This is a genomic window from Streptomyces sp. JLBT605 (genome assembly GCF_058215555.1).
On record NZ_CM177087.1, the window covers coordinates 6459067 to 6485675 of the forward strand.

Annotated in this window: 20 protein-coding genes and 1 riboswitch; of the genes, 13 read left to right on the forward strand and 7 right to left on the reverse strand. The window is 73.6% G+C overall.

The window, feature by feature from the left end; all coding sequences use genetic code 11:
• Nucleotides 1-15: 15 nt before the first annotated feature.
• The 10 genes from AC4BDD_RS28005 (at nucleotide 16) to cobM (ending at nucleotide 12050) form a co-directional block, all read left to right on the forward strand.
• A complete protein-coding gene (locus AC4BDD_RS28005; RefSeq protein ID WP_490688244.1) occupies nucleotides 16-522 on the forward strand; it encodes a helix-turn-helix domain-containing protein in 507 nt (168 codons plus the stop codon).
• A gap of 55 nt (nucleotides 523-577) precedes the next feature.
• Nucleotides 578-1171 (forward strand): hypothetical protein, encoded by a 594-nt coding sequence (locus AC4BDD_RS28010; RefSeq protein ID WP_490688245.1) that lies wholly within the window; start codon nucleotides 578-580, stop codon nucleotides 1169-1171.
• Complete coding sequence (locus AC4BDD_RS28015) at nucleotides 1164-2348, forward strand: MAB_1171c family putative transporter (RefSeq protein WP_490688246.1); 1185 nt, start codon at nucleotides 1164-1166, stop codon at nucleotides 2346-2348. The genes AC4BDD_RS28010 and AC4BDD_RS28015 overlap by 8 nt, the downstream gene beginning before the upstream one ends.
• 252 nt (nucleotides 2349-2600) lie before the next feature.
• Nucleotides 2601-3854: a cytochrome P450 family protein gene (locus AC4BDD_RS28020; RefSeq protein ID WP_490688247.1), complete on the forward strand. Its 1254-nt coding sequence runs from the start codon at nucleotides 2601-2603 to the stop codon at nucleotides 3852-3854.
• A 224-nt stretch (nucleotides 3855-4078) separates the two neighbouring features.
• Nucleotides 4079-5959 (forward strand): methylmalonyl-CoA mutase small subunit, encoded by a 1881-nt coding sequence (gene mutA, locus AC4BDD_RS28025; protein ID WP_490688248.1) that lies wholly within the window; start codon nucleotides 4079-4081, stop codon nucleotides 5957-5959.
• Entirely contained in the window at nucleotides 5956-8160 is a 2205-nt protein-coding gene (scpA, locus tag AC4BDD_RS28030) for a methylmalonyl-CoA mutase (protein ID WP_490688249.1), read from the forward strand. Before mutA ends, scpA begins: the two co-directional genes overlap by 4 nt.
• Nucleotides 8157-9167 (forward strand): methylmalonyl Co-A mutase-associated GTPase MeaB, encoded by a 1011-nt coding sequence (gene meaB / locus AC4BDD_RS28035; protein WP_490688250.1) that lies wholly within the window; start codon nucleotides 8157-8159, stop codon nucleotides 9165-9167. Before scpA ends, meaB begins: the two co-directional genes overlap by 4 nt.
• 17 nt (nucleotides 9168-9184) lie before the next feature.
• Complete coding sequence (locus AC4BDD_RS28040) at nucleotides 9185-9913, forward strand: (2Fe-2S)-binding protein (protein ID WP_490688251.1); 729 nt, start codon at nucleotides 9185-9187, stop codon at nucleotides 9911-9913.
• Between the two features lie 114 nt (nucleotides 9914-10027).
• On the forward strand, nucleotides 10028-11257 hold the full coding sequence (gene cbiE / locus AC4BDD_RS28045) for a precorrin-6y C5,15-methyltransferase (decarboxylating) subunit CbiE (protein WP_490688252.1): 1230 nt from the start codon (nucleotides 10028-10030) through the stop codon (nucleotides 11255-11257).
• Nucleotides 11258-11285: 28 nt separating this feature from the next.
• On the forward strand, nucleotides 11286-12050 hold the full coding sequence (gene cobM, locus AC4BDD_RS28050) for a precorrin-4 C(11)-methyltransferase (RefSeq protein WP_490688253.1): 765 nt from the start codon (nucleotides 11286-11288) through the stop codon (nucleotides 12048-12050).
• A gap of 3 nt (nucleotides 12051-12053) precedes the next feature.
• Here the strand turns inward: cobM and AC4BDD_RS28055 are convergent, their stop codons facing one another.
• On the reverse strand, nucleotides 12054-13184 hold the full coding sequence (locus tag AC4BDD_RS28055; protein WP_490688254.1) for a cobalt-precorrin-5B (C(1))-methyltransferase: 1131 nt from the start codon (nucleotides 13182-13184) through the stop codon (nucleotides 12054-12056).
• A gap of 95 nt (nucleotides 13185-13279) precedes the next feature.
• Between AC4BDD_RS28055 and AC4BDD_RS28060 the strand changes: the two genes are divergently transcribed.
• Nucleotides 13280-14047: a cobalt-precorrin-6A reductase gene (locus tag AC4BDD_RS28060; protein ID WP_490688255.1), complete on the forward strand. Its 768-nt coding sequence runs from the start codon at nucleotides 13280-13282 to the stop codon at nucleotides 14045-14047.
• A gap of 250 nt (nucleotides 14048-14297) precedes the next feature.
• Here AC4BDD_RS28060 and cobJ read toward each other — a convergent pair whose 3' ends face one another.
• The 3 genes from cobJ to cobG all read right to left on the reverse strand — a co-directional run bounded on the left by cobJ (nucleotide 14298) and on the right by cobG (nucleotide 18081).
• The gene (cobJ, locus tag AC4BDD_RS28065; RefSeq protein WP_490691965.1) at nucleotides 14298-15800 is read right to left on the reverse strand and encodes a precorrin-3B C(17)-methyltransferase; all 1503 of its coding nucleotides are present in this window, start codon (nucleotides 15798-15800) and stop codon (nucleotides 14298-14300) included.
• 122 nt (nucleotides 15801-15922) lie between these two features.
• On the reverse strand, nucleotides 15923-16564 hold the full coding sequence (locus AC4BDD_RS28070; RefSeq protein ID WP_490688256.1) for a precorrin-8X methylmutase: 642 nt from the start codon (nucleotides 16562-16564) through the stop codon (nucleotides 15923-15925).
• The gene (cobG, locus tag AC4BDD_RS28075; RefSeq protein ID WP_490688257.1) at nucleotides 16561-18081 is read right to left on the reverse strand and encodes a precorrin-3B synthase; all 1521 of its coding nucleotides are present in this window, start codon (nucleotides 18079-18081) and stop codon (nucleotides 16561-16563) included. The genes AC4BDD_RS28070 and cobG overlap by 4 nt, the downstream gene beginning before the upstream one ends.
• A gap of 106 nt (nucleotides 18082-18187) precedes the next feature.
• A riboswitch (cobalamin riboswitch) is annotated at nucleotides 18188-18266 on the forward strand.
• Between the two features lie 53 nt (nucleotides 18267-18319).
• Here cobG and cobN point away from each other — a divergent pair.
• Nucleotides 18320-21997: a cobaltochelatase subunit CobN gene (cobN, locus tag AC4BDD_RS28080; RefSeq protein ID WP_490688258.1), complete on the forward strand. Its 3678-nt coding sequence runs from the start codon at nucleotides 18320-18322 to the stop codon at nucleotides 21995-21997.
• A 33-nt stretch (nucleotides 21998-22030) separates the two neighbouring features.
• Here the strand turns inward: cobN and AC4BDD_RS28085 are convergent, their stop codons facing one another.
• Complete coding sequence (locus AC4BDD_RS28085; RefSeq protein WP_490688259.1) at nucleotides 22031-22231, reverse strand: hypothetical protein; 201 nt, start codon at nucleotides 22229-22231, stop codon at nucleotides 22031-22033.
• A 292-nt stretch (nucleotides 22232-22523) separates the two neighbouring features.
• Here AC4BDD_RS28085 and AC4BDD_RS28090 point away from each other — a divergent pair, with 292 nt between their 5' ends.
• Nucleotides 22524-23552: a cation diffusion facilitator family transporter gene (locus AC4BDD_RS28090; protein ID WP_490688260.1), complete on the forward strand. Its 1029-nt coding sequence runs from the start codon at nucleotides 22524-22526 to the stop codon at nucleotides 23550-23552.
• On the opposite strand, the gene AC4BDD_RS28095 is transcribed toward AC4BDD_RS28090, so the two are convergent.
• Nucleotides 23452-24888, reverse strand: coding sequence for a lipase maturation factor family protein (locus tag AC4BDD_RS28095; protein WP_490688261.1), 1437 nt, complete (start codon nucleotides 24886-24888; stop codon nucleotides 23452-23454). The genes AC4BDD_RS28090 and AC4BDD_RS28095 overlap by 101 nt on opposite strands.
• Before the next feature lie 129 nt (nucleotides 24889-25017).
• A complete protein-coding gene (locus tag AC4BDD_RS28100) occupies nucleotides 25018-26541 on the reverse strand; it encodes an alpha/beta hydrolase (RefSeq protein WP_490688262.1) in 1524 nt (507 codons plus the stop codon).
• Nucleotides 26542-26609 lie beyond the last annotated feature (68 nt).

Consider the following 26609-nt stretch of genomic DNA (forward strand, 5'->3'; position numbering starts at 1 on the left):
AGGGGAGGGACGGAAATGGTGCTCGGTGGAAACGGATCGCCGGACGCCGGGGACAGCCCGCTGGCGGACCGGCTCAATTATCTCTTCGCCCATATGCACCCGCCCGGCTCCCCTTACACCAACGCCCATGTGGCCGAGGAAATCAGCGGCGGCGCGGAATACGGCGGCGTGAGCCTGACCGAGCAGTATCTGTCGATGCTGCGCAACGGCAAGCGCACCAATCCCAGCCCCGAGGTGCTGCGCGCGCTGGCGAAGTTCTTCGCGGTGCCGGTCGGCTATCTCCTGGGCGACCTCTCCGCGTCACAGGCCGAGCGGGTCGAGGAAGAGGTGCGTTTCCTCGTCGCCATGCGGGACCAGCGGGTGCGCGGCATCGCGCTGCGCGCCGTGGGTCTGCCGCCCGAGGTCCAGGACAGCCTCACCACGATCATCTCCCAGTTCCGGCAGCAGATGAACCTCCCTCCGGATCCTCCCGGGCCGGCCGCATCGGACGGTGAGGCGTCGAGTGATCGCCCCGGACGGTGACACTTACCAGCTGTTCTACTCCTGGCGAGGAACCGGAACCGAGGACGGTGCAGGCATGCGAGTGGGGCGAATACGACGGCAGTGCAAGCGGCTCATCGATGAGCTCGGGCTGCCCGCGTCGACCGATCTGCGGGGCCTGTGCGACATCGTCGCGCGCCGGGTGGGCCGCCCGGTCCGGCTGGTGCCGATGAGCCTGGGCGGCGTGGTCTCCGGCATGACCGCCAGCACCGACGACGAGTACTGGGTCTTCTACGAGCAGGCGACCTCTCCCTGGCACCAGATCCACATCGTGCTGCACGAGGTCGGGCATCTCCTCCTCGGCCACGACCAGGACCCGGCGGTCACCGAGGACGCCCTGCGGATGTGGGCGCCCAGCATGGACGTGGCCACCGCCATGCGCCGGATGGGCCTGACCCCCGGCTTCGCCCGCCACCACTGCTACGACAACCTCACCGAGCGCGAGACCGAGGTGCTCGGCACGCTGCTGATGGAGCACGTGGTGCCCACCGCGCCGGACGAGGGCCTGCCGCTGACCGGCCGCGCCGCCGAACTGGCCGCGGCGCTCGGCCCCGCGCTGCGGCACGTGCGCGGTGGCAGCTCCCAGGGCCCGGGCGGGGGCCCGGCACCCGGGGGAGGCCCGCGTGTTTGACCTCGTGTACCTCTGCTTCGGGGCCGCCGCCTGGACCATCGTCGGCTACAAGTCGCGGGCCTGGTTCCGCGACCGCGCCAATGCCGACCTGGGCCTGGCCTGTGTGATGACCGGCGGCGTGGCCAATGTCTTCCTGCTCTCCGCGCCGAGCGTCTACCGCTGGGTCGACCGCCTGGTGGGCGTGGCCAACCTGGCCATGGTCTTCCTCTACTCCTCCGTGGTCGTCTTCGCCACCGGCGCGCTGGTCCTGCTGCTGCGCTGGACCGGTTCGAAGATCCGGCCGCGGTGGGTGGTGGCGGGGACCGGCGCGGTCTGGGCCGTGGCCGTCACCGGATTCGCCGTCGGCCGGCCCGACGCCGTCGAACACCCCCGGGACTTCAGCACCGCGTACGCCGACGCCCCCGGCGTCGTCACCTTCCTCGTCCTGTACCTGGCGATCTTCTCGGTCGCGCTGGCGGGCCTGGGCGCGCTGTGCCCGCGCTACGCCGCACGCCTGGAGGGCTCCTGGCTGGCCCGCGGCCTGCGGGTGCTCGCCGTGGGCTGCTGGCTCGGCCTGGTCTACTGCCTGTGCAAGCTGATCGGGTTCGTCTGCTCCTGGGCGGGCCGGGAGCAGGGCTGGCTCTCCAACGGGGTGGCCCCGCTGACCGCTTCGGTCGCCGCGCTGCTCGTCCTGTCCGGCTTCTCCATCCCGGCCGTCGGCCCCCGGGTCGCCGCCTGGCGCAGACTCCGCCGGCTCCAGCCGCTGTGGCGGGCGGTCACCGATCAGGCGCCGGAGGTGTCCATCGGGCAGCCACGCTGGTCCAGGTGGTGGCCGTTCGCCGACCTGGAGTGGCGGGCGAACCGGCAGATGGCCGAGATCCGCGACGTCCAGCGCGGCGTCCGGCGCCACGTGGAAGCGGAGACTCTCGATCTGGCCCGAGTCAAGGCACGGCAGGCCGGCGTGCCGGATTGGCAGCTTGCTGCCGTCGTGGAAGCCGTGGCGCTCCGCCGTGGTTTGCACAATCAGGCGCTGGGACACCTTCCCGCCTCCAGCGCCGACAGTGTGGTGGTGACCACCGGCGCCGAGCTGGCCGAGGAGCACGAGCACCTGGCCAGGGTCGCCGATGTCTACCACCTGCCTCTGGTCGACGAGGTGCTCGGTGAGCTGCGGGAGGCAGCCGCCGCGCACGGCCGATGACCTTGAGGCCCGCAAGCGAGGCGGCCCTGGACGGGGGTCGGGGCCGCCTGTGGCACAGGGCGGCGCTGGGGAAACCCGGCGCCGCCCCTGCCGTTTCCCGCCGCCGCGCGGGCGAGCGGCGAACGCGCCCGCCCCCGGCGGTCCTTCCGCGCCCCGCCGCCCCGCCGCCCCGCCGACCGCCGTCCCGCGCCGTCCCGCTTTGTCCTGAACCCCCGGACCGGCTTGATCTTCCAGCGTCTAGAGTCGGGATTCATGCAGAACTCCGCCACCCCCGCCGCCCCGGAACCGATCGACACCGCCACCTTGATCCCCGACCCGTACGCGGCCCTGGCCGAGCTGCGCGAGGCCGGTCCGGTGCACCGGATCCGCTACCCCGACGGGCAGACGGCCTGGCTGGTCACCCGGTACGACGACGTCCGCAAGGGGCTGGCCGACCCGCGCCTCGCGCTCGACCGCAGGCACGCCCTCCCCGGCAACTACCGCGGCTTCGCCCTGCCGCCGGCGCTCGACGCCAACCTGCTCAACATGGACCCGCCGGACCACACCCGGGTGCGCCGGATGGTGGTCAAGGCGTTCACCCCGGGCCGGATAGAGAAGTTGCGGGAACCGATCCAGCGGATCGCGGACGAGCTGCTCGACGCCATCGAAGCCGACGGCGGCGCGGACCTGCTCGCCCGCTACGCGGGTCCGCTGCCCATCACGGTGATCTGCGACCTGCTGGGCGTACCGGAGAGGGACCGCCCGGACTTCCGCGCCTGGACCGACGCGATGGTCGTTCCCGACCCACAGCGCCCGGAGCTGGCGAAGGAAGCCGTCGGCCACATGCTGCGCTTCTACACCGGGTTGATCGCGAGCAAGCGGGCCGCGCCGGGCGACGATCTGCTCTCCGACCTGATCGCCGTCCGGGACGACGAGGGTGAGGACAACGGCGACGGCGGGGGAGCCGGAGGCGGCGCGGGCGCCGACCGGCTCAGCGAGGACGAGCTCACCTCGCTCGCCTTCCTGATTCTCTTCGCCGGCTACGAGAACACCGTCCACCTGATCGCCAACTCCGTGCTGGCCCTGCTGGACCACCCCGATCTGCTGGCGGAGTTGCGCGCGCGGCCGGAGGGCATGGCCGCCGCGGTCGAGGAGTTCGCCCGCTTCGACGGACCGGGCCCCCTGGCGATCCGCCGCTTCCCCCTGGAGGACATCGAGATCGGCGGAGTGACCGTGCCGGCGGGGGAGACCGTGCTGCTGTCCATCGCCTCCGCCAATCGGGATCCGGACCGATTCCCGGCAGCGGAACGCCTGAATCCACATCATGGCCACTCCGGTCACCTTGCGCTCGGCCACGGCATCCACTACTGCCTGGGCGCACCGCTGGCCCGACTGGAGACCGAAATCGCGCTCAGCACCCTGCTGGACCGCTTTCCGCGGCTTTCCCTCGGCGTTCCGCGGGATCAGCTGCGCTGGCGGCCCAGCATTCGTGCGCGTGGCTTGATTTCGCTCCCAGTTTCCTGGTGAATCCAAAAGCGAACACGTTTTTGATGCATGACCCCACTTCCATGCGGTAAAAAGGTGCTCGTGCCCGCCCGGTGTGCATCCCCCGTCGCACCGGGCGGGCCACGCGTACTTATGGGCCCCCTCCGCCCGTGGCCGCGAGTTGCGCGCGTCACGTGATCAACGAGGGCAAGGTCACAGGCGCCACCGCTGCGCCGCTCTGACGGGGCCCACTAGCCTTTCGGTTCATGACGGTCCTGCCCGACGGGCTTCCCCTGGCCGCCGAGTTCCCGGATGCGACGCGGGAGCAGTGGCAACACCTTGTCGAAGGCGTTCTGCGCAAATCAGGCACCACGGATGCCTCTGGCGCGGACGCCGAAGAGGCGCTGGCAACCGCGCTCCAGGACGGCGTCTCCGTGCGCCCCCTGTACACCGCGCAGGATGCCTCCGCCGACGTCGGATATCCGGGATTTGCCCCGTTTGTCCGAGGTGCCAGGCCGCACGGCTCCGCCGTCTCCGGCTGGGACGTGCGCCAGCGACACGCCCACCCCGACCCCCGGCGCACCAACGCCGCCGTCCTCGCCGACCTGGAGAACGGCGCCTCCTCGGTGTGGCTGGCGGTCGGCGCCCACGGCGTCCCCGTCGACGGACTCGGGCAGGCCCTGGAGGGCGTCTACCTCGACCTGGCGCCCGTGATCCTGGACGCCGGGGCCGACTTCGAACCCGCGGCCCGCGCCCTGCTGCGGCTCTACGCCGACCGGCAGCTGCCGCCCGAGGCCGCACTCGGCAACCTCGGCGCCGACCCGCTGGGCCTGGCCGCCCGCACCGGCCGCCACGCCGACCTCGCGGACCAGCTGACCGCCGCCACCGAGCTGGCCCGGCTCGCCGACCGCCAGTACCCCGGAGTGCGCGCCCTGACCGTCGACGCCCTCCCCTACCACGAGGCCGGCGGCTCGACCGCCGAGGAGCTCGGCACCTCGCTGGCCGCCGGCGTGGCGTACCTGCGCGCGCTGACCGGCGCCGGACTCTCCGTCGACGCCGCCTGCGACCAGCTCGAATTCCGCTACGCGGCCACCGCCGACCAGTTCCTCACCATCGCCAAGCTGCGCGCCGCCCGGCGGCTGTGGGCGCGGGTGGCAGAGGTGTCCGGGGCGAGCGGCGGCGCCCAGCGCCAGCACGCCGTCACCTCGCCGGTGATGATGACCCGCCGCGACCCCTGGGTGAACATGCTCCGCACCACCGTCGCCGCGCTCGGCGCCGGTGTGGGCGGCGCCGACTCCGTCACCGTGCTGCCCTTCGACAGCGCGCTGGGCCTGCCGGACGACTTCGCCCGCCGCATCGCCCGCAACACCTCCACCATCCTGCTGGAGGAGTCGCACCTGGCCCGGGTCATCGACCCCGCGGGCGGCTCCTGGTACGTCGAGCGGCTCACCGACGAGGTGGCGCACGCCGCCTGGGCCTGGTTCCAGGAGATCGAGGCCGCCGGCGGCCTCGCCGAAGCTCTCGGCAGCGGGCTCGTCGCCGACCGCCTCGCCGCCACCTGGGCGCGCCGCTCCCGCGACCTGGCCCGCCGCAAGGAGCCGATCACCGGCGTCAGCGAGTACCCCAACCTCACCGAGCAGCCGGTCGAGCGCGAGGCGGCCCCCGCCCCGCTCGGCGGGGGAGGGCTGCCGCGGGTGCGCCGCGACGAGGGGTACGAGGCCCTGCGCGCGCGCACCGACGCCGCCCTGGCCGAGGGCACCCGCCCGCGGGTCTTCCTCGCCGCCCTCGGCCCGGCAGCGGCGCACACCGCCCGCGCCTCCTTCGCCGCCAACCTCTTCTCCGCCGGCGGCATCGAGGCCGTACACGACCCGGTGACCGTCACCGCCGAGACGGCCGCCGAGGCCTTCGCCGCCAGCGGTGCCCGAGTGGCCTGCCTGTGCTCCAGCGACACGGTCTACGCCGAGCAGGCGGCGGCGGTCGCGGCGCGGCTGAAGTCCGCCGGCGCGGCTCAGGTGTACCTCGCCGGCCGTCCGGGCGAGCTCGGGGAAGAGTTGGAGCGGGCCGGCGTGGACGCCTTCGTCTTCGCGGGCTGCGACGCGGTCGAGGTCCTCACCTCGGCTCTCGACATCATGGGAGTGGCGCGATGATCCCGGACTTCACCTCCGTCGACCTCCAAGGACCGGGCGAGCCGCACGGTGCGAGGGACGCCGAGGCGTGGCGCGCCGCGCTCCGGGAGTCCACCGGCAAGGACGTCGACGACCTGGTGTGGGACACCCCCGAGGGCATCGGCGTCAAGCCGCTCTACACCTCCGAGGACCTGGCCGGCCTGGACTTCCTCGGCACCTACCCGGGCATCGCGCCCTACCTGCGCGGCCCCTACCCGACGATGTACGTCAACCAGCCGTGGACCATCCGGCAGTACGCGGGCTTCTCCACCGCCGAGGAGTCCAACGCCTTCTACCGCCGCAACCTCGCGGCCGGCCAGAAGGGCCTGTCGGTCGCCTTCGACCTGCCCACCCACCGCGGCTACGACAGCGACCACCCCCGGGTCACCGGCGACGTCGGCATGGCCGGCGTGGCCATCGACTCGATCTACGACATGCGGCAGCTCTTCGACGGCATCCCGCTGGACAAGATGAGCGTGTCGATGACGATGAACGGGGCCGTGCTGCCGGTCCTGGCGCTCTACATCGTCGCCGCCGAGGAGCAGGGCGTACCGCCGGAGAAGCTCGCCGGGACCATCCAGAACGACATCCTCAAGGAGTTCATGGTCCGCAACACCTACATCTATCCGCCGCAGCCCTCGATGCGGATCATCTCCGACATCTTCACGTACACCTCGCAGAAGATGCCGCGCTACAACTCCATCTCCATCTCCGGCTACCACATCCAGGAAGCCGGCGCGACGGCCGACCTGGAGCTGGCCTACACCCTCGCGGACGGCGTGGAGTACCTGCGGGCGGGCATCGCCGCCGGGATGGACGTGGACGCCTTCGCGCCCCGGCTCTCCTTCTTCTGGGCGATCGGCATGAACTTCTTCATGGAGATCGCCAAGCTGCGCGCGGCCCGGCTGCTGTGGGCCAAGCTGGTCAAGCAGTTCGACCCGAAGAACGCCAAGTCGCTGTCGCTGCGCACCCATTCGCAGACCTCCGGCTGGTCGCTCACCGCCCAGGACGTCTTCAACAACGTCACCCGCACCTGCGTCGAGGCGATGGCCGCCACCCAGGGCCACACCCAGTCGCTGCACACCAACGCGCTGGACGAGGCCCTCGCCCTGCCCACCGACTTCTCCGCGCGGATCGCCCGCAACACCCAGATCCTGCTCCAGCAGGAGTCGGGCACCTGCCGGGTCATCGACCCGTGGGGCGGCAGCGCCTACGTCGAGAAGCTCACCCACGACCTCGCACGCCGCGCCTGGCAGCACATCGAGGAGGTCGAGGCGGCCGGCGGCATGGCCAAGGCGATCGACGCCGGCATCCCCAAGCTGCGCGTGGAGGAGGCCGCGGCCCGCACCCAGGCGCGGATCGACTCCGGCCGCCAGCCGGTGATCGGCGTCAACAAGTACCGCGTCGACAGCGACGAGGCCATCGAGGTCCTCAAGGTCGACAACTCCGCGGTGCGCGCGCAGCAGATCGACAAGCTGCGCCGGCTGCGCGCCGAGCGCGACGAGGCGGTCTGCCAGGACGCGCTGCGCGCGCTGACCGCCGCCGCCGAGTCCGGGCCGGGCACCGGCCTGGAGGGCAACCTGCTCGCCCTCGCGGTCGACGCGGCCCGTGCCAAGGCCACCGTCGGCGAGATCTCCGACGCACTGGAGAAGGTCTACGGACGCCACTCCGGCCAGATCCGTACGATCTCCGGTGTGTACCGAGAAGAGGCCGGATCCTCGTCCGCCGTGGAGAAGACCCGCCGGCTGGTCGACGCCTTCGAGGAGGCGGAAGGCCGCCGCCCGCGCATCCTGGTCGCCAAGATGGGCCAGGACGGCCACGACCGCGGCCAGAAGGTGATCGCCACAGCCTTCGCCGACCTGGGCTTCGACGTGGACGTCGGCCCGCTCTTCCAGACGCCGGAGGAGGTCGCACGGCAGGCCGTCGAGGCCGACGTGCACATCGTCGGCGTCTCCTCGCTGGCGGCCGGCCACCTGACGCTGGTGCCCGCGCTGCGCGAGCAACTGGCCGAGGCGGGCCGGGAGGACATCACCATCGTGGTGGGGGGTGTCATCCCGCCGCAGGACGTCGAGGCCCTGCACCAGGCCGGCGCCGCCGCCGTCTTCCTGCCCGGCACCGTCGTCCCCGAGGCCGCCCACGACCTGGTCAGGTCGCTCGCCGCGGACCTCGGCCACGAACTGTGAGCGCCAAGCCGGTCCGCCGGCGGACCATCGACATCGACGCCTACGTCAAGGGGGTGCTCGACGGGTCGCGCGCGTACATCGCGCGTGCCATCACACTCGTGGAGTCCACCCGGTCCGACCACCGCGAGCTGGCCCAGCGGCTGCTGATCGACCTGCTGCCGCACACCGGGCGGGCGCGGCGGATAGGCATCAGCGGCGTGCCCGGGGTGGGCAAGTCCACCTTCATCGACGCCCTGGGCACCATGCTCACCGGTCTCGGCCACCGGGTCGCGGTGCTCGCCGTCGACCCGTCCTCGACCCGCACCGGCGGCTCCATCCTGGGCGACAAGACCCGGATGGAGCGGCTGGCCGTCGACCCCGCGGCGTTCGTCCGGCCCTCGCCCAGCGCCGGCACCCTGGGCGGGGTGGCGCGGGCCACCCGTGAGTCCATGGTGGTGATGGAGGCCGCCGGTTACGACGTGGTGCTGGTCGAGACGGTCGGCGTCGGCCAGTCCGAGACCGCCGTGGCCGGCATGGTCGACTCCTTCCTGCTGCTCTCCCTGGCCCGCACCGGCGACCAGCTGCAGGGCATCAAGAAGGGCGTGCTGGAGCTGGCGGACGTCGTCGCCATCAACAAGGCCGACGGCCCGCACGAGCGGGACGCCAAGTCCGCCGCCCGCGAACTGGCCGGCGCGCTCCGGCTCCTGCAGCCCGCCGACGCGCCCTGGAACCCACCCGTGCTGACGTGCAGCGCGCGCGAGGGCACCGGCCTGGACGTGCTGTGGGAGCGGCTGGAGCAGCACCGCAGGGTCCTGGACTCCACCGGGGCACTGGACGCCAAGCGCCGGGACCAGCAGGTCGAATGGACCTGGTCGATGGTGCACGACCAGCTGCTGACCCGGCTGCGCGAGCACCCGGAAGTGATGCGCCTGGGCCCGCTGCTCGAACAACAGGTTCGCGAGGGCACACTGACCGCGACCCTGGCCGCGGACCGGCTGCTGACCGCCTTCGGAACGACGGCCGGCTGACGCGTTCCTTGGACGACATGCATCAGGCCGCCGCCGCAGGCCCGTTCTTCGGCCTGCGCACGGACGCCGCGCCCGACCCCGGCACGCCCCGCGCCGAGGGCTACGTACCCCTCGGCGAGGCGTACCGCACCACCGGCGACACGGCCGGACACCCCCTGCACTCCCGCATCGACGCGGTCTGCGCAAGCCTTCGCACCGCCGAACGCCGGGTCGCCGCCTCCCTCGTCTTCCAGGGGCTGGCCGCCCGGTTGTGGTCCCTCGGCCTCGGCGCGGCCGCCTGCTCCGGCCGCGTGCCCGACCTGCGCCCGGACGCCCTGTGGTGGAACCCCGCCCGCATCGCCCCCGACGACCTCTGGCTGCCGGGCCCGGTACGGGCACTGGGCGAACCGGGCGGGCTCGCCGGGCAACTGGGCCAGGCCGTCTACACCCACCTCCTGCCGCTGCACCACGCCACGCGCGCGGCCTGCCCGGTCTCCGGGGCGCTGCTGTGGGGCAACGCCGCCTCCGCGCTCGCCGGTTCGCTGCGCGTGCTGTACGGCTGGTGCCACAGCCGGGGCCGTCCGGAGGCCGCCGAACGGGCCGTCGCCCTGGCCCGGGAGCTCCTCGCCGCTCCGCCCCTGGCGGACACCGGCACCTGGCACCTCGGCCCCGAGCGGGACTTCCGCCGGGACAGCTGCTGTCTGTACTACCGGGTGCCCGGCGGCGGGCTGTGCGGAGACTGCGCACTGCGCCGCCGGCCCGGCTGACCCGACCCCGGCGACGGCACGTCGTGGCAGGTCACAGTAGAGTTCCCTTCCGCCCGACCACTCAACCCGCCCGCGCACCGGCCCCGTCCGGCGCCGCCCGACCGCCGCCGAGAGGTGCCCGTGAGCCCCGCCCGACCCGCCGTGACCGTCGTGGGCATCGGGGCCGACGGCTGGCGCGGCCTCGCCCCGGCCGGACGGGAAGCGCTGCTGGCGGCCCAGACGGTGATCGGCGGCCCGCGCCAACTCGACCTGCTGCCCGTCGAATGCACCGCGGAGCGGGTGCCCTGGCCCTCGCCGCTGCGGCCCGCCGTACCCGGGCTGCTCGCCGCACACCAGGGGCGGCGGGTCTGCGTGCTGGCCAGCGGCGACCCGATGTTCTTCGGCATCGGCCGCACCCTGGTGGAGACGGTGGGCGCCGAGGCGCTGCACGTCCTGCCGCATCCCTCGTCCGCCTCGCACGCCTGCGCCCGGCTCGGCTGGGCGCTGGAGGAGACCGAGGTGGTCAGCCTGGTCGGGCGGCCGCTCGCATCGCTGGGCGCCGCGCTCCACCCGCGGCGCCGGGTGCTCGTCCTCAGCTCCGGAGCCGGCACTCCCGCCGAGGTCGCCGGACTGCTGCGGGACCGCGGCTTCGGCGCCGCCCGGATGCGGGTGCTGGAACAACTCGGCGGCGAGCGCGAGCGCGTGCTCGAGGGCACCGCCGAGGACTGGCCGCACCCGCCGGGTGACCCCCTCAACCTCGTCGCGGTGGAATGCCCGCCCACCGCCCCCTCGCCCCGGCTCTCCACCGTCCCCGGCCTGCCGGACGACGCCTACGAGCACGACGGCCAGCTGACCAAGCGCCATGTGCGGGCCGCCACCCTCGCCGCGCTCGCCCCCGCGCCCGGCGAACTGCTGTGGGACGTCGGCGGCGGCTCCGGCTCCATCGCCGTGGAGTGGCTGCGCGCGCACCGCGCCTGCCGGGCCGTCACGATCGAGCGCGACCCGGTCCGCGCGGCCCGCATCACCCGCAACGCCGCCGCACTCGGTGTGCCCGCACTCCAGGTCGTCACCGGGGCGGCACCCGCGGCGCTGGCCGGGCTGCCCACCCCCGACGCGGTGTTCATCGGCGGCGGGCTCACCGCCCCCGGGCTGCTCCAGGTGTGCTGGGACGCGCTGCCCGGCGGTGGCCGGCTCGTCGCCAACACGGTGACGCTGGAGTCCGAGGCGCTGCTCGCCGACTGGTACCGGCACCACGGCGGCGAGCTGGTACGCATCGCCGTCTCGCACGCCGTCCCGGTCGGCGGTTTCACCGGATGGCGGCAGGCCATGCCGGTCACCCAGTGGGCCGCGGTCAAACCCGCATGACCCCGTTGAGCCCCTTGAGGAGTGAACGATGACGGTGTACTTCATCGGCGCGGGCCCCGGCGCCGCCGACCTGATCACCCTGCGCGGGGCGCGCACCCTCGCCCGCTGCCAGGTCTGCCTGTACGCGGGCAGCCTGGTGCCGCGCGAACTGCTCGCCGAATGCCCGCCCGAGGCCCGGCTGGTCGACACCGCCCAGCTGAACCTGGACCAGATCACGGCCGAGCTGGTGCGGGCCCACCAGGCGGGCCAGGACGTGGCCCGGCTGCACTCCGGCGACCCGTCGGTCTTCAGCGCGGTCGCCGAGCAGATGCGGCGGCTCGACGCGGCCGGGGTGCCGTACGAGGTGGTGCCCGGCGTGCCCGCCTTCGCCGCCGCCGCTGCCGCCCTCAAGCGGGAACTCACCGTTCCCACGGTCGGCCAGACCGTCATCCTGACCCGCATCGCCCAGCAGGCCACCCCCATGCCCGAGGGCGAGGACCTGGCCACCCTGGGCCGCAGCGGTGCCCTGCTGGTCCTGCACCTGGCGGCCCGGTACGTGGACCGGGTCGTCGCCGAACTCCTGCCGCACTACGGGCCCAACTGTCCCGCGGCCGTGGTCGCGATGGCCAGCCGCCCCGACGAACTGGTGCTCCGCGGCACCCTGAGCGACATCGCCGACCAGGTCAAGGCCGCCGGCGTGGTCCGTACCGCGGTCATCCTGGTCGGCCGCACCCTGGGCGCGGAGCAGTTCCGCGACAGCCACCTGTACTCGGCGGAACGCGACCGGCCACACGCCCCCTGCGACACCCCCTAGGCGTCAGCGTGGGCCGCGCGACTCCGCCCGGCCCACGATGGTCCCCGCACGGTCGATGCAGATCACATCCACCGCGACCGGCGACCCGCGCAGCACGCCCAGGGCCTGGTCGCGGGCGGTGGCCGCCACGAGATCACCCAGCGGCACGCCGCGCGCCGCGCACAGCTGGACGGTCTCCAGCCCGGTGTTGGCCCCGGCCACCGCGGCCGCCAGTTCCTCGTCCGCGCCGCCCCGGCGTGCCAGCTCCGCCAGGAAGCCCTTGTCCACCTGGGACCGCGAGGAGTGCAGGTCCAGATGGCCGGCGGCCAGCTTGGACAGCTTGGCGAAGCCGCCCGCGATCGTCAGCCGGTCCACCGGGTGCCGCCGCAGATACTTCAGCACCGCGCCCGCGAAGTCCCCCATGTCCAGCAGCGCGTCCTCCGGCAGCCCGTGCACCGCGACCGCCACCTTCTCCGACGTGGAACCGGTGCACCCCGCGACATGCGTACGCCCCGCCGCGCGCGCGACGTCCACCCCACGCCGGATGCTGTCGATCCACGCGGAGCACGAGTACGGCACCACGACGCCGGTGGTGCCCAGGACGGAGAGCCCACCCAGGATCCCCAGCCGGGGATTCCAGGTGCTGCGGGCGATCTCCTCCCCGTTGTCCACCGAGATCTCGACCTCCACATCGCCGCTGCCGCCCAGCCGGGCCGCCACCGCCGCGATGTGGTCCCGCATCATCTGCCGGGGAACCGGATTGATGGCGGGCTCACCCACCGGCAGCGGCAGTCCGGGCCGGGTCACGGTGCCCACTCCGGGCCCCGCCCGGAAGACCACCCCGCTGCCGGCCGGAAGCAGCCGCACGGTGGACCGGATCAGCGCCCCATGGGTCACGTCCGGGTCGTCACCCGCGTCCTTCACCACCGCGGCCATCGCGAACCCCGCCTCCAGCCGCTCGGCGGCCAGCGCGAACGCGGGCTGCTGCCCCTTGGGCAGCGTGATCGTCACCGGATCGGGGAACTCCGCACCGAGCAGCGCGGTGTACGCCGCGGTGGTGGCAGCCGTGGCACACGCCCCGGTCGTCCAACCGGACCGCAGCCCGGTCCGCGCCAGCTGCGCGTCCCGCCCCCCGGACGTCCGCGCCTCAGCCATGGCTCACGCCACCGCGTCGGGGGGCCTGCCGTACACCGCGCCCGACCAGCATGGCAGGGTGCACGGGCAGCGGAACACTCCACGGAAGGCACCCCATGAGCCACCCCTCGGCGCAACCCACCCGGCATGTGCTGCTGCTCGGCGGCACCACCGAGGCGCGCCGGCTGGCAGCGGAGCTCGCGGCTGATCCGCGGCTGCGCGTCACCAGCTCCCTCGCGGGCCGGGTCGCCGAGCCGCGACTGCCCGCGGGGCAGGTACGGATCGGCGGGTTCGGGGGTCCCGAGGGCCTGGCCCGCTGGCTGCGCGAGCACCAGGTGGACGCGGTCATCGACGCCACCCATCCTTTCGCCGGCACGATCAGTTTCAACGCGGCCCAAGCGGCCGCCTCGGTACATGTTCCCCTGCTCGCCCTGCGCCGGCCCGGCTGGGTGGCCGGCCCCGGCGACCGCTGGCACACGGCCGACTCACTCACCCACGCCGCCACCCTCCTGCCCGACCTGGGGGAACGGGTCTTCCTCACCACCGGCCGCATGGGACTCGCCACCTTCGCCTACCTCACCGACCTGTGGTTCCTGGTCCGCTCGGTGGACGCCCCCGAGCCACCGCAGCCGCCACGCATGGAGGTCGTGCTGGACCGCGGCCCCTTCACCCTGGAAGGCGAGACCGACCTCCTGGCCCGCCACCGGATCGACGTCCTGGTGACCAAGGACAGCGGCGCCCGGGCCACCGCCGCCAAGCTCACCGCCGCCCGCGCAGCCGGAATCCCCGTCGTCGTCGTCCAACGCCCCCCGACCCCCGAGGGCGTACCGGTAGCCCCCGACCCCCAGTCCGCCGCCACCTGGCTCCGCCAGACCCTGGCCTGACTCGCCCGCCAACGGACCGACGGGCGGTGCGATCCCGCCGGGGAGGCGACCTCAGCGGGCCGACGGGCGGTGCGATCCCGCGAGGGAGACGACCGTCAGCGGGCCGACGGCGGAAGGGACCGTGTCGGGCCACTCCCCGCAGAAGGCGAAGGAAACGCGGCCGCATCCTGCGATCGACCAGTGGCCTTCGCCGCACGAGGAGATGGCCCGGCACGGGCCCGACTCCACCACCGGCCGCGGCCGGACCGGATCAGCGTTCGGGGTACCGCCGCGGCGTCCACACCACCTGCGTCCCGTCCCCCCGCCGCACCATCCGCGTCTGCGAGGACCCGACCAGCAGAATGGTCCGCATGTCGACCTGCCCAGGATCAAGATCCGCCAGCCGGACGATCCGCACGCTCTCCTCCGGCCCGCCCACGTCCCGCCCCAGCACCACCGGCGTGTCCGGCGCCCGGTGCGCCAGCAGCAGCTCACGGGCCTTGCCGACCTGCCAGATCCGGCTGCGCGACCCCGGGTTGTACAGCGCCAGCACCAGGTCCGCGGCGGCCGCCGCGGCCAACCGCTCCGCGATGACCTCCCACGGCTTGAGCCGATCGGAGAGCGACACCACCGCGTAGTCGTGGCCCAGCGGAGCCCCGGCACGCGCGGCCGCCGCATGCGCCGCCGTCATCCCGGGCAGCACCCGCACCGGAACATCCCGGTAGGGATCCTCCGAGGCGGCCTCCAGCACCGCCGTCGCCATGGCGAACACGCCGGGGTCGCCCGAGGACACCACCGCGACACGCCGACCGCGCCGCGCCAGATCCAGCGCGAACTCCGCGCGCTCCGCCTCCACCTTGTTGTCCGAGGCGTGCCGCACCTGCCCGGGCCGCACCGGAACCCGGTCGAGATAGGTGGTGTAGCCGACCAGGTCCTCGGCGGCGGCGAGCTCCCCGCGCGCCTCCGGCGTCAGCCACAGCGGCCCCGCCGGCCCCAGCCCCACGACCACGACCTCACCAGACCCCGCGCCCGCACCGGCCTCCGCGCCCGCACCAGACGCACCGGCCGCCGCGCCCGCACCAGGCACCGCGCCGTCACCGGCCACGGCCCCCACCCGACTCGGCAGCACCGCCATCGAGAAGTACGGCACCGACTCCGGATCGACCTCCGCCAGCGCCCCGGTCCGCTCCCCGCCCATCGTGGCGCGCTCCACATAGCGCGCGTCCGCCAACCGCCCCGACCGCTCCAGCGCCCGCCGGACCGTGGGGAAGGTGCGACCGAGCTTCATCACGGCCGCCGAGTCCGTCGCCGCCAGCCGCGCCGTCAGCTCCTCTTCCGGCAGGGTGCCCGGAAGGATGGTGAGGATCTCCTCGCCCTCCACCAGCGGCGTGCCGAGCCGGGCCGCCGCCGCGCTCACCGAGGTCACCCCGGGGATCACCTCGGTCGGGTAGCGGTCGGCGAGCCGCTTGTGCATGTGCATGTACGAGCCGTAGAAGAGGGGATCGCCCTCGGCCAGCACCGCGACCGTGCGCCCCGCGTCCAGGTGGGCGGCAAGCCGGGCGGCGGCCTCGGCGTAGAAGTCGTCCAGCGCGCCCCGGTAGCCGCCGGGGTGATCGGTGGTCTCGGTGGTCACCGGGTAGACCAGCCGCTCCTCGATGTGGTCCGGCCGCAGATGCCGCTCGGCGATGGAGCGGGCGATGCTCCGGCCGTGCCGGGCGCTGTGGTACGCGATCACATCCGCCTCGGCGATGACCTCAACGGCCCGTACGGTCATCAGCGACGGGTCGCCGGGCCCGAGCCCCACACCGTAAAGCCGCCCCGTACCGACGCCCGAACCGGCCGCGACGCCCGCGCCCGTACCGACGCCCGAACCGGCCCCGGTGACCTGCTGCTCGCTCACTCTTCCTCGCTCGCTATCGCGTTGATCGCGGCCGCGGCGATGGCGCTGCCGCCCCGCCGTCCGCGCACCACCAGGTGGTCGAGCGCCGCCGGATGCCCGGCCAGCGCGTCCTTGGACTCGGCCGCCCCGATGAACCCGACCGGGACACCGATGACCGCGGCGGGGCGCGGCGCGCCCTCCTCGATCATCTCCAGCAGCCGGAAGAGCGCGGTGGGCGCGTTGCCGACGGCCACCACCGCGCCCTCGAGCCGGTCCCGCCACAACTCCAGGGCCGCGGCGGTCCGGGTGGTGCCCATCCGGGCGGCCAGCTCCGGCACCGACGGGTCGGACAGCGTGCACAGCACGTCGTTGTCAGCGGGCAGCCGCTTGCGGGTGACGCCGCTGGCGACCATCTGCGCGTCGCACAGGATGGGTGCTCCGGCGCGCAGCGCGGCGCGGGCGCGGGAGACCACCTCGGGGGTGTAGCCGAGGTCCCGCACCAGGTCGACCATGCCGCAGGCGTGGATCATCCGTACCGCGACCTGGCTGACATCGGCGGGGAGCCCGGCGAGATCCGCCTCGGCGCGGATGGTGGCAAAGGACTGGCGGTATATCTCCGCCCCGTCCTTCTCGTAGTCGAACACTGTGCCCTCGATCATGTCGTTCCGCGTGCCGCCGCCACCGCGTCGGCCGCCTCTTCCGCTGTCACCGCGTGCGCGGTGTGCACCGTTGTTACCGCTTGCCTGCTGTGCGCCGTTGTTACTGCTTGCCCGGTGTGAGCCGTTGTTACCGCGTGCGCCGTGCGCGCCGTCTCCGGCGCGCCGCGCACCGACACCCGGTAGCCGTCACCGGTCGCCAGGACGTCCACCCAGCCGCCGGAGGCCGGGTGACCGCAGCGCCGCTCGCACCCTGACCAGTAGACCGGCAGCGCGCCAGGGGGCGCGCCGCGCACGGCGCGCGCCGCGTCGGCCCGCACGTCGGTCAGGGACTTGGCGCAACCGGGCCGTCCGGTGCACGCGCCGACGCCGCGCCACGGCGAACTCACGTCCACGACCAGACCGGCCTTGGCCCATGCGGCGAGGATGGCCCGGCCGCTGCCGGCCGGCAGGCCCGGGACCACCACGCCGCGCCAGGGTGTCACACGCAGCTGGTCCGCGCCGTCCCGGGCCGCGGCCTGGACGAGCAGCCGCCACTGGGCGACGGTCAGCCGGCCGAGGGGCGCGAGCACGGAGAGCGCGCACCGCCCGTCGGGCCCGACGACCAGCCCCGGCGGGGGCCCGGCCGCCGCGAGCCCGCTGACCTTCTCGGAGCCGGTCTCCGCGGCGGAGCCGCACGTCACGGATTCGCCATCCGTACCCGCGCTAGCCGCGCCACCCGCAGGGAAGTTGCCCGCAGCGGACTCATCATCCGCCGCGCCCTCCACCGGCTCCGCGTCGATGCCCGCGGCGGCGAGCCGGCGTATCAGCCGATCGGCCGACACGGCGTGCCGGGCCGGGAGTTCGCGCACCCGCCAGGCCCGCGTCCCGCTCTCCCGCACGGCCGCCAGGAACTCCAGCGCGGCCAGCACCGCCGCACCCGGCGCGTCCGCCCCCCGGACCACCAGCGCCCCATCGCTCGAACCCACCCGCAACACTGCCGTGTCATCCGCGGCTGCGATCAATGTCACATCGGCGCCGAGCGCCGCCATGTCCCCGCGGCCGTCGTCCAGCGCGAAGAGGAATCTCCCGGAAAGTTCAGTGGTGTCGGATTCCGTGCAGAGCAGCCGGTCCAACTCACGGGCCCACGCCCGCAGATCCCCGTACCCCGCGCCGTCCAGCCCTGCCAGTGGCGAGGCCACGATGTTGCGTGCCCGCTCGTGCCGGTCGGACGGCAGCAGTCCGGCCGCCCGCAGCCGGTCCGCCAGCGCGCCGCCACAGTCGCCCGCCAGTCCGCGCAACTGCACATTGCCCCGGGAGGTGATGTCCAGGTGCCCGTCCCCGAGTTCCTCGGCCGCCCGCGCCAGCACTTCCGCCTGACCGGATGTCAGCAGCCCGGCGGGCAGCCGGACGCGCGCCAGCGCGCCGTCGTCCGCGGCATGCAGGCGCAGCGCCCCGGGGCAGGCGTCGCCACGCCCGCGAAGAGGCGGTTCCGCCCCTGATGGGCTGGTCGGGGGGGTGAGCGGCATGGCGGCGAGCATACCGACGAATCACATCGGGCGGCCTGCCCCGGACGCCTGATCAGCCCTTACTATGCTCCTCGGCGGTCCGACCCCGGTCCGCCGGACGCCAGCGACGGCGCCAGGGGAGGAAGCCGGTGTGAGTCCGGCGCGGTCCCGCCACTGTCAGCACGGCCGCACCGCGCGGCCGCGCGAGCCAGGAACTCCCGCCGTCCTCTTCACCGCCCGGGGCGCGGACCCCGAGGAAGGCCGTGCCGCTATGCCGCATATCTCCGAGGGGCGACCCGAGGCCCCCCGACCCGAGACCCACCGCATCCTGCTGCTGTCGACGTCCGACACCGACCTGCTCAGCGCCCGTGCCGCCGAGACCTCCCAGGGGCCGGTCTCCTTCCGGCTCGCCAACCCCGCGCGCCTGGACCTCGACGAGCTCCCCGCCCTGCTGGAGGGCACCGACCTGGTCGTCGTCCGCCTCCTCGGCGGCATCCGGGCCTGGCAGGAGGGGCTGGACATCCTGCTCGCCGGGGACCGGCCGGTCGTGGTGCTCTCCGGTGAACAGGCCCCCGACGCCCAGCTGATGGAGGCGTCCACGGTGCCGGTCGGCATCGCGGCAGAGGCGCACGCCTACCTCGCGCACGGCGGCCCCGCCAACCTCGGGCAGCTCGCCCGCTTCCTCTCCGACACCGTGCTGCTCACCGGCCACGGTTTCGAGCCGCCCGCGGCCGCGCCCTCCTGGGGCCCGCTGGACCGTCCGGCGCCCGCCGCCGACGCCACCGGCCCGCTGGTCGCCGTGCTCTACTACCGCGCCCACCACATGAGCGGCAACACCGCCTTCGTGGAGACCCTGTGCCAGGCGATCGAGCGGGCCGGCGGCCGTGCCCTGCCGCTGTTCGTCGCCTCGCTGCGCGCCCCCGAGGCCGAGCTGATCGAGGCGCTGCGCCCGGCCGACGCGGTGGTGACCACCGTGCTCGCCGCCGGCGGCACCCGGCCCGCCGAGGCGTCGGCCGGCGGGGACGACGAGTCCTGGGACGCGGGCGCGCTCGCCTCCCTCGACGTGCCGATCCTCCAGGCGCTCTGCCTGACCGGGACCCGCTCGGCCTGGGAGGAGAACGACGAGGGGCTCTCCCCGCTGGACGCCGCCACCCAGGTCGCCGTGCCCGAGTTCGACGGCCGGCTGATCACGGTGCCGTTCTCCTTCAAGGAGGTCGACGAGGACGGGCTGCCGGTGTACGTCGCCGACCCCGAGCGCGCCGCGCGGGTCGCCGGGATCGCGGTGCGACACGCCCGGCTGCGGCACATCCCCGCGGCCGACAAGCGCCTCGCGCTCGTGCTGTCCGCGTACCCCACCAAGCACTCCCGGATCGGCAACGCCGTCGGCCTGGACACCCCGGCCAGCGCCGTCGCCCTGCTCCGCCGACTTCAGGCGGAGGGCTATGACTTCGGCCCCGAGCCGGTGCCGGGCCTTAAGTCGGGGGACGGTGACGAGCTGATCCGCGCCCTCATCGAGGCCGGCGGCCACGACCAGCAGTGGCTGACCGAGGAGCAGCTGGCGAAGAACCCGGTCCGGATCCCGGCCGCCGACTACCGCCGCTGGTACGGGCAGCTGCCCCAGGAGCTGCGGGAGGCGGTGGAGGAGCACTGGGGCCCGCCGCCGGGCGAGATGTTCGTCGACACCAGCCGCAACCCCGACGGTGACATCGTGCTGGCCGCGCTGCGCCGCGGCAATCTGCTCATCGTCATCCAGCCCCCGCGCGGCTTCGGCGAGAACCCGATCGCGATCTACCACGACCCGGACCTGCCGCCGTCCCACCACTACCTGGCCGCCTACCGCTGGATGGCCACCGCGCAGGCCGACGGCGGTTTCGGCGCGGACGCCATGATCCACCTGGGCAAGCACGGCAACCTGGAGTGGCTGCCGGGGAAGAACGCGGGGCTGTCGGCCGCCTGCGGTCCGGACGCCGCGCTCGGCGACCTGCCGCTGATCTACCCGTTCCTCGTCAACGACCCGGGCGAGGGCACCCAGGCCAAGCGGCGGGTGCACGCCACCCTCGTCGACCACCTGGTGCCGCCGATGGCCCGGGCCGACTCCTACGGCGACATCGCGCGGCTGGAGCAGCTGCTCGACGAGTACGCGCAGATCTCCTCCATGGACCCCGCCAAGCTGCCGGCGATCCGCGCCCAGATCTGGACGCTGATCCAGGCCGCCAGGCTCGACCACGACCTGGGGATGGAGGAGCGCCCGGACGACGACGGCTTCGACGACTTCCTGCTGCACGTCGACGGCTGGCTGTGCGAGGTCAAGGACGCCCAGATCCGCGACGGTCTGCATGTGCTCGGCGGTGCTCCGGCCGGCCCGGAGCGGGTCAACCTTGTCCTGGCCATCCTGCGCGCCCGGCAGATCTGGGGTGGTACCTCCGCACTGCCCGGGCTGCGCGAGGCGCTGGGCCTGGACGAGTCGGCGGCCACCCGCACCGGCGCCGATGAGGCCGAGGAGCGCGCCCGCGCCCTGGTGCAGGCGATGGAGGACGCCGGCTGGGACCCGGAGGCGGTGGCCAAGGTCTCCCTCGGGGTGCCCGAGACCCAGCGGGACGCGGTCGCGGCCATCCTGGACTTCGCCGCCCGCGAGGTGGTGCCCCGTCTCGCCGCCACCACCGACGAGCTGGACCACGCCCTGCACGCGCTCCGCGGCGGCTTCGTGCCCGCCGGCCCGTCCGGATCGCCGCTGCGCGGCCTGGTCAACGTGCTGCCCACCGGGCGCAACTTCTACTCGGTCGACCCCAAGGCGGTGCCCAGCCGGCTGGCCTGGGAGACCGGTCAGGCGCTGGCCGACTCGCTGCTGGAGCGCTACCGCACCGACAACGGAGAGTGGCCGCGGTCGGTGGGGCTGTCGCTGTGGGGCACCAGCGCGATGCGCACCGCCGGTGACGACGTGGCCGAGGCGCTGGCCCTGCTGGGCATCCGCCCGGTGTGGGACGACGCCTCACGGCGCGTCACCGGACTCGAGCCCGTCCCGCTGGACCAGCTGGGCCGCCCCCGCATCGATGTCACCCTGCGCATCAGCGGCTTCTTCCGCGACGCCTTCCCCCATGTCGTCGGACTGCTGGACGACGCGGTACGGCTCGCGGCCTCCCTCGACGAGCCGGACGCGGACAACTTCGTACGGGCGCACACCCGGGCCGACCTCGCCTCGCACGGCGACGAACGCCGCGCCACCGTGCGGATCTTCGGCTCCCGCCCCGGCACCTACGGCGCGGGCCTGCTCCAGCTGATCGACAGCCGGGACTGGCGCACCGACGCCGACCTGGCCGAGGTGTACACCGTCTGGGGCGGCTACGCCTACGGCCGCGGTCTGGAAGGGCGCCCGGCCCGCGAGGAGATGGAGACCGCCTACAAGCGGATCGCGGTGGCGGCGAAGAACACCGACACCCGCGAGCACGACATCGCCGACTCGGACGACTACTTCCAGTACCACGGCGGGATGGTCGCCACCGTGCGGGCGCTGAAGGGCACCGCCCCGGCCGCCTACATCGGCGACAGCACCCGCCCGGAGACGGTGCGCACCCGCACGCTGCACGAGGAGACCTCGCGGGTCTTCCGTGCCCGCGTGGTCAACCCGCGCTGGATCGAGGCGATGCGCCGCCACGGCTACAAGGGCGCCTTCGAGCTCGCCGCGACGGTCGACTACCTCTTCGGCTACGACGCCACCACCGGCGTGATCGCCGACTGGATGTACGACAAGCTGGCGCAGAGCTATCTGCTGGACCCGGAGAACCGCGCCTTCCTGACGGAGGCCAACCCCTGGGCGCTGCACGGCATGGCGGAGCGGCTGCTGGAGGCCGAGAGCCGTGGCATGTGGGCCGAACCCGACCCCGAGGTGCTGGCCGCGGTGCGCGAGCTGTACCTGGAGACGGAGGGGGATCTGGAAGGCGGCGACGAGTGATTCCGCTCGGCGGCTGATCCGGCGCGGCGGCGCTCACCGGGAGGGGTAGGCGCCGCCGTCCGGCCAGGGCGGGATGCTCATCAGCTCCGCCCATTCCCGGTCGTACCGCCCGGGCACGGTTCTGCCCGCGGACGACCAGCGTTCGACCAGGGCCGCGTAGATGGGGACGGACGCGGCCCGAGGAACCGTTTCGGCGTCCGCGGCCATGCCTGGCGGGGTCGTGTCCAGCGCCATGCTTCGCTGCGCGAGGGGGCGCCGTTGCGTCATGGTTGTCACAGCCGACCCAACGCGGGTGGCGAGGCGATGGTCACCCGTCCGGCGGGGGCCTCACCCGGACGAGGTTGTCTCGTACATGCCATCGATTGTCGTCCGGATCCGACGGATCGGGAATGAAAACAATTCCCGTTCCGGAATTCCGAAAAGGACAGTAACTCCACCTGATAACCGTGTCCATTGCAGCCTTTGAGGAATTCCGCTCATTGCTGTTCACTTGCGCTGTCCTGAACGGAGATTCGAGGAGGCCAGGGTGGGCGTTCGGCAGCACGAACACGGGCACGAGCACGGTCGTGAACACGGGCCCGAGCACGCCGCGGGGCACAGCCACGGCGTCGCCGAGGACGCCGATCGCCGCTGGCTGACCCTCGCCCTCACGCTGATCAGCTGCTTCATGGCGGTGGAGGTCTTCATCGGGATAGCCGCCCGGTCGGTGGCCCTGATATCCGACGCCGCCCATATGCTCACCGACGCCGCCGCGATCGTGCTGGCGCTCGTGGCGATACGTCTCGCGGCCCGGCCCGCGCGCGGCAGATTCACCTTCGGCCTGAAACGGGCCGGCATCCTCTCGGCACAGGCGAACGGTCTCTCCCTGCTGCTGCTCGCCGCCTGGCTCGGCTATGAATCGGTCGCGCGGCTGATCGACCCGCCGGACGTCGACGGTCGTATGGTGCTGGCCACCGGGCTGGCCGGGGTGGCGGTGAACATCGCGGCCGCCTGGTGCATGTCGCGCGCCAACCGCTCCTCGCTCAACGTCGAAGGCGCCTTCCAGCACATCCTCAACGACCTCTACGCCTTCATCGGCACCGCCGTCTCCGGCCTGGTGGTGATGGTCACCGGATTCGCCCGCGCCGACGCCATCGCCTCACTGGTGGTCGTCGCCCTGATGCTCAAGGCGGGTGTGGGGCTGCTCCGCGCCTCCGGGCGGGTCCTGCTGGAGGCCGCGCCCGCCGGGATCGAGCCCGACGAGGTCGGCGACCGGCTGGCCGGCCACCCGGAGGTCGCCGGGGTCCACGATCTGCATGTCTGGCAGATCACCTCGGGAGAGGTCTCGCTCTCCGCGCACGTCCTGGTGGTTCCGGGCGGCGACTGCCACACGATCCGTCAGGAACTGGAGACCGTCCTCCGCGAGACATACGGCATCACCCACACCACGGTGCAGGTGGACCATGTGCGCGAGGTCACCGCTCCGTATGCTCAAGCCCGACCGGAGGCAGGAACTCGCGGATCAGCGTGCGGTGCCACCAGGCGCCCGTGCTGCGCAGCTCCCGCCACGTGGTGAAGCGGTAGAGGTAGAGGCGGGCGCGCACCAGGGCCGGCGGCTGGTCGGGGAAGGGGTTCACGCGCAGCAGCCGGAGGGTGTCCTTGTCGCCGGTGAGCAGTCTGCTGACCAGGGGCACGAACCAGGAGCGGGCATAGCCCGGGGAGATCCCGGCGAACCACATCAGCCAGTCCAGCCGCAGGTGGTAGGGGGCGAACTGGCGCGGCATCCGGCGTACGTCGCCCGGTTTGCCCTTGAACTCGTACTCCCGCCACACCGTCGCCGAGGTGGGCACCCGGTCCTCGGTGCCCTCGATGACGATCTCCTGCCGGGTGCGGTTGATGCTGCCGAACGCCCCGTAGGTGTTGACCAGGTGGAGCGGGGTGAAGGAGTAGTTCATCAGCTGGCGGCCGGAGAGCAGATTGCGGGCCGGCCAGTAGCTGAGCACCAGCACCGACGCGGTCAGCAGCAGCACCAGCGCCTCGTACCAGACCGGGGGACCGGGGAGGTGGTGCGGCTGGGGCAGTGACAGGGCGTCGGCTGCCCGGCGGCCGTCGATGGCGGAGAGGGCGAGCAGGATGGTCAGCCAGTTGAGCCAGGAGAAGTTTCCGGAGGCCACCAGCCACAGCTGGGTGACGGCGATCAGCCCGGCCGCCACGGACGCGATCGGCTGCGGGGTGAACAGCAGGACGGGCAGCAGGAGCTGGGCGACATGGTTGGCCGCGACCTCGACCCGGTGCAGCGGCCGCGGCAGGCGGTGGAAGAACCAGCTCAGCGGGCCCGGCATGGGCTGCGTCTCATGGTGGTAGTACAGGCAGGTCAGATCGCGCCAGCAGCGGTCTCCGCGCATCTTGATCAGCCCGGCGCCGAACTCCACCCGGAACAGCAGCCAGCGCAGCAGCCACAGCACCAGCACCGGAGGGGCGGTGTCCTCGTTGCCCAGGAAGACGGCGAGGAATCCGGTCTCCAGCAGCAGCGACTCCCAGCCGAAGGCGTACCAGGTCTGCCCGACGTTGACGATCGACAGGTACAGCAGCCACAGCACCAGCCACATCAGCATCGACGCCCACAGCGGCACGGCGTCGGCCGCACCGGCCGCCACCGCGGCGGCCAGTGCGGCACCCAGCCAGGCGCAGCCGGCGAAGAGCCGGTCGGAGTAGCGCCAGTGGAACAGGCTCGGGGAGTGGCGGAACGGCACCCGCGCCAGGAAGTCGGGCACCGGCAGCATGCCGCGCTCCCCGATCAGCGCCCGGAACTGGGCGGCCGCCGCGAGGAACGCGACCAGGTAGAGGGCGGCCAGGCCCCGCTGGAAGACCAGCCGGCTCAGCCAGTAGTCGGACGAGGTGAACCACTCCATGCCGGCCGCTCCCTGCCTTGACGTGCGGCTATCCGTACCACTTCGGCCGCCTTCGGGCGGCGTGGAACGGCCGGTGCGCGGGCGCGTTCGCCCACCAGGGCGACGCCGGGTCGCAGGAGCCTGGGGGCGTCAGGGCAGGCCGGGGCCGGCGCAGTGCACATCCCCGGCCGGGACGGTGCCCTGGGTGAGGTAGGTCGCGGCGGTGGAGTCCACACAGGCGTTGCCCCGGCTGGCGAACACACCGTGCGAGTAGTCGTCGTGCAAGGTCACCAGCCGTGAGCCGGGCAGTTCGCGGCGCAGTCGGCGGGCGCCCTCGATCGGGGTGACCGGGTCGTGCTCGGAGGCGACCAGCAGCACGGGCGGTACCGTCGGGCCGCCCAGCGGGGTGCGCCGGTGCGGCTGCCACGGCCAGTACGCGCACACCGACGCCTCGATCCCGGTGAGCAGCGGCTGCCGGTCCAGCCGGCGCAGCCGGCGGATGTCGGCGATCAGCCGGTCCGGGGCGGGGCCGGGGCCGTCGGCGCACTTGACCGCGCGGTTCGCGGCCTCGTAGATGCGTGAGGCGGGCCCGTCGAACGGCGCGGCGGGGCGCAGCCCGGACACCTCGCCGTGGTCCAGGTAGCCGCGCAGCCCCTCGGCCAGCGGTGCCCAGCGCTCGGTGCGGCCCAGCGCCCGGTAGACCGCCCGGTCGAACGCGGCGGCGCCGAAGCCGTCCACCGCCCGGGCCGCCAGACCGTCCCGGACCCGCTGGTAGGAGGCCCTGACCTGCTCGGGGGTGTCGCCCAGGCGGAAGCGGGCGGCGTTCTCCGGCCGGGCCAGCCAGCCGAAGAGGATCTGCCGCTGCCGCAGCAGGGCGCGGCTCTGCCGCAGGTCGAAGGCGTACCAGTCCCCGGGGCCGACGACGCTGTCCAGCACCATCGGGCCGACCCGGTGGGGGAAGCGGGCGGCGTAGGCGGCGCCGAGATAGCTGCCGTAGCTCACGCCGAGAAAGGCGATGCGGGGCTCGCCGAGGGCGGCGCGTATCGCGTCCATGTCGCGGGCGGTCTCGGCGGTGGACAGATGCGGCAGCGCCTCGCCCACCCCGGCCGCGCAGTCGGCGGCCATCCGGCGCAGGCCGGCCAGATGGGCCTGTTCGGCGGCCTTCCCACGGGGCACCGGGTCGGCGCCCAGGGAGTCGAAGAGGCCGCCCATCGGGCCGCAGTCGGCAGGCGCGCTGCTCCCGGTACCGCGCGGGTCGAAGCCGATGACGTCGTAGGCGCGGCGCACGCTCTCCGGCAGCTTGGCGCGCTTGGTCACCGCGTAGGGCAGCCCGGATCCGCCGGGGCCGCCGGGGTTGACCAGGAGCACGCCGCGCCGCTCGGCCGCGGGGCCGGAGGCGGGCACCCGGGAGACCGCGATGCGCAGCTGCCGGCCGTGCGGGTGCCGGTGGTCCAGCGGAACGCTCAGCGTGCCGCACTCCACCCGGTCCGGTGGGGGAGGGGCCGGGACGGCGCCCGGGCAGGGCCCGAAGTCGATGGCCGGGGCTCCGTGCGGGGCGTCGCGCGCGGCTTCGGCCGTGGCTTGCGGTGCGGCGAGGGCGGTCGGGGTGAGGACGGTGGCGCTGACGGCAAGTGCGCACAGCAGGGCGGCGCGTCGGGTGGTGGCGGGGGTCACGGGGCTCGCATTCGAGGGGTCTGTGGTCCAGTCAGATGACAATGAAAACGATTATCGTTTAGTGTGAG

Bases quoted from the DNA above. Each gene is read 5' to 3' on its own strand.
- AC4BDD_RS28085 (WP_490688259.1), bottom strand. From the start codon at position 22,231: ATGGCGCTGGACACGACCCCGCCAGGCATGGCCGCGGACGCCGAAACG.
- cobM (WP_490688253.1), top strand. From the start codon at position 11,286: ATGACGGTGTACTTCATCGGCGCGGGCCCCGGCGCCGCCGACCTGATC.
- AC4BDD_RS28005 (WP_490688244.1), top strand. From the start codon at position 16: ATGGTGCTCGGTGGAAACGGATCGCCGGACGCCGGGGACAGCCCGCTG.
- AC4BDD_RS28060 (WP_490688255.1), top strand. From the start codon at position 13,280: ATGAGCCACCCCTCGGCGCAACCCACCCGGCATGTGCTGCTGCTCGGC.
- scpA (WP_490688249.1), top strand. From the start codon at position 5,956: ATGATCCCGGACTTCACCTCCGTCGACCTCCAAGGACCGGGCGAGCCG.
- AC4BDD_RS28010 (WP_490688245.1), top strand. From the start codon at position 578: ATGCGAGTGGGGCGAATACGACGGCAGTGCAAGCGGCTCATCGATGAG.
- AC4BDD_RS28055 (WP_490688254.1), bottom strand. From the start codon at position 13,184: ATGGCTGAGGCGCGGACGTCCGGGGGGCGGGACGCGCAGCTGGCGCGG.
- cobN (WP_490688258.1), top strand. From the start codon at position 18,320: ATGCCGCATATCTCCGAGGGGCGACCCGAGGCCCCCCGACCCGAGACC.
- cobJ (WP_490691965.1), bottom strand. From the start codon at position 15,800: ATGACCGTACGGGCCGTTGAGGTCATCGCCGAGGCGGATGTGATCGCG.
- AC4BDD_RS28070 (WP_490688256.1), bottom strand. From the start codon at position 16,564: ATGATCGAGGGCACAGTGTTCGACTACGAGAAGGACGGGGCGGAGATA.
- AC4BDD_RS28095 (WP_490688261.1), bottom strand. From the start codon at position 24,888: ATGGAGTGGTTCACCTCGTCCGACTACTGGCTGAGCCGGCTGGTCTTC.
- mutA (WP_490688248.1), top strand. From the start codon at position 4,079: ATGACGGTCCTGCCCGACGGGCTTCCCCTGGCCGCCGAGTTCCCGGAT.
- AC4BDD_RS28020 (WP_490688247.1), top strand. From the start codon at position 2,601: ATGCAGAACTCCGCCACCCCCGCCGCCCCGGAACCGATCGACACCGCC.
- AC4BDD_RS28040 (WP_490688251.1), top strand. From the start codon at position 9,185: ATGCATCAGGCCGCCGCCGCAGGCCCGTTCTTCGGCCTGCGCACGGAC.
- cobG (WP_490688257.1), bottom strand. From the start codon at position 18,081: ATGCTCGCCGCCATGCCGCTCACCCCCCCGACCAGCCCATCAGGGGCG.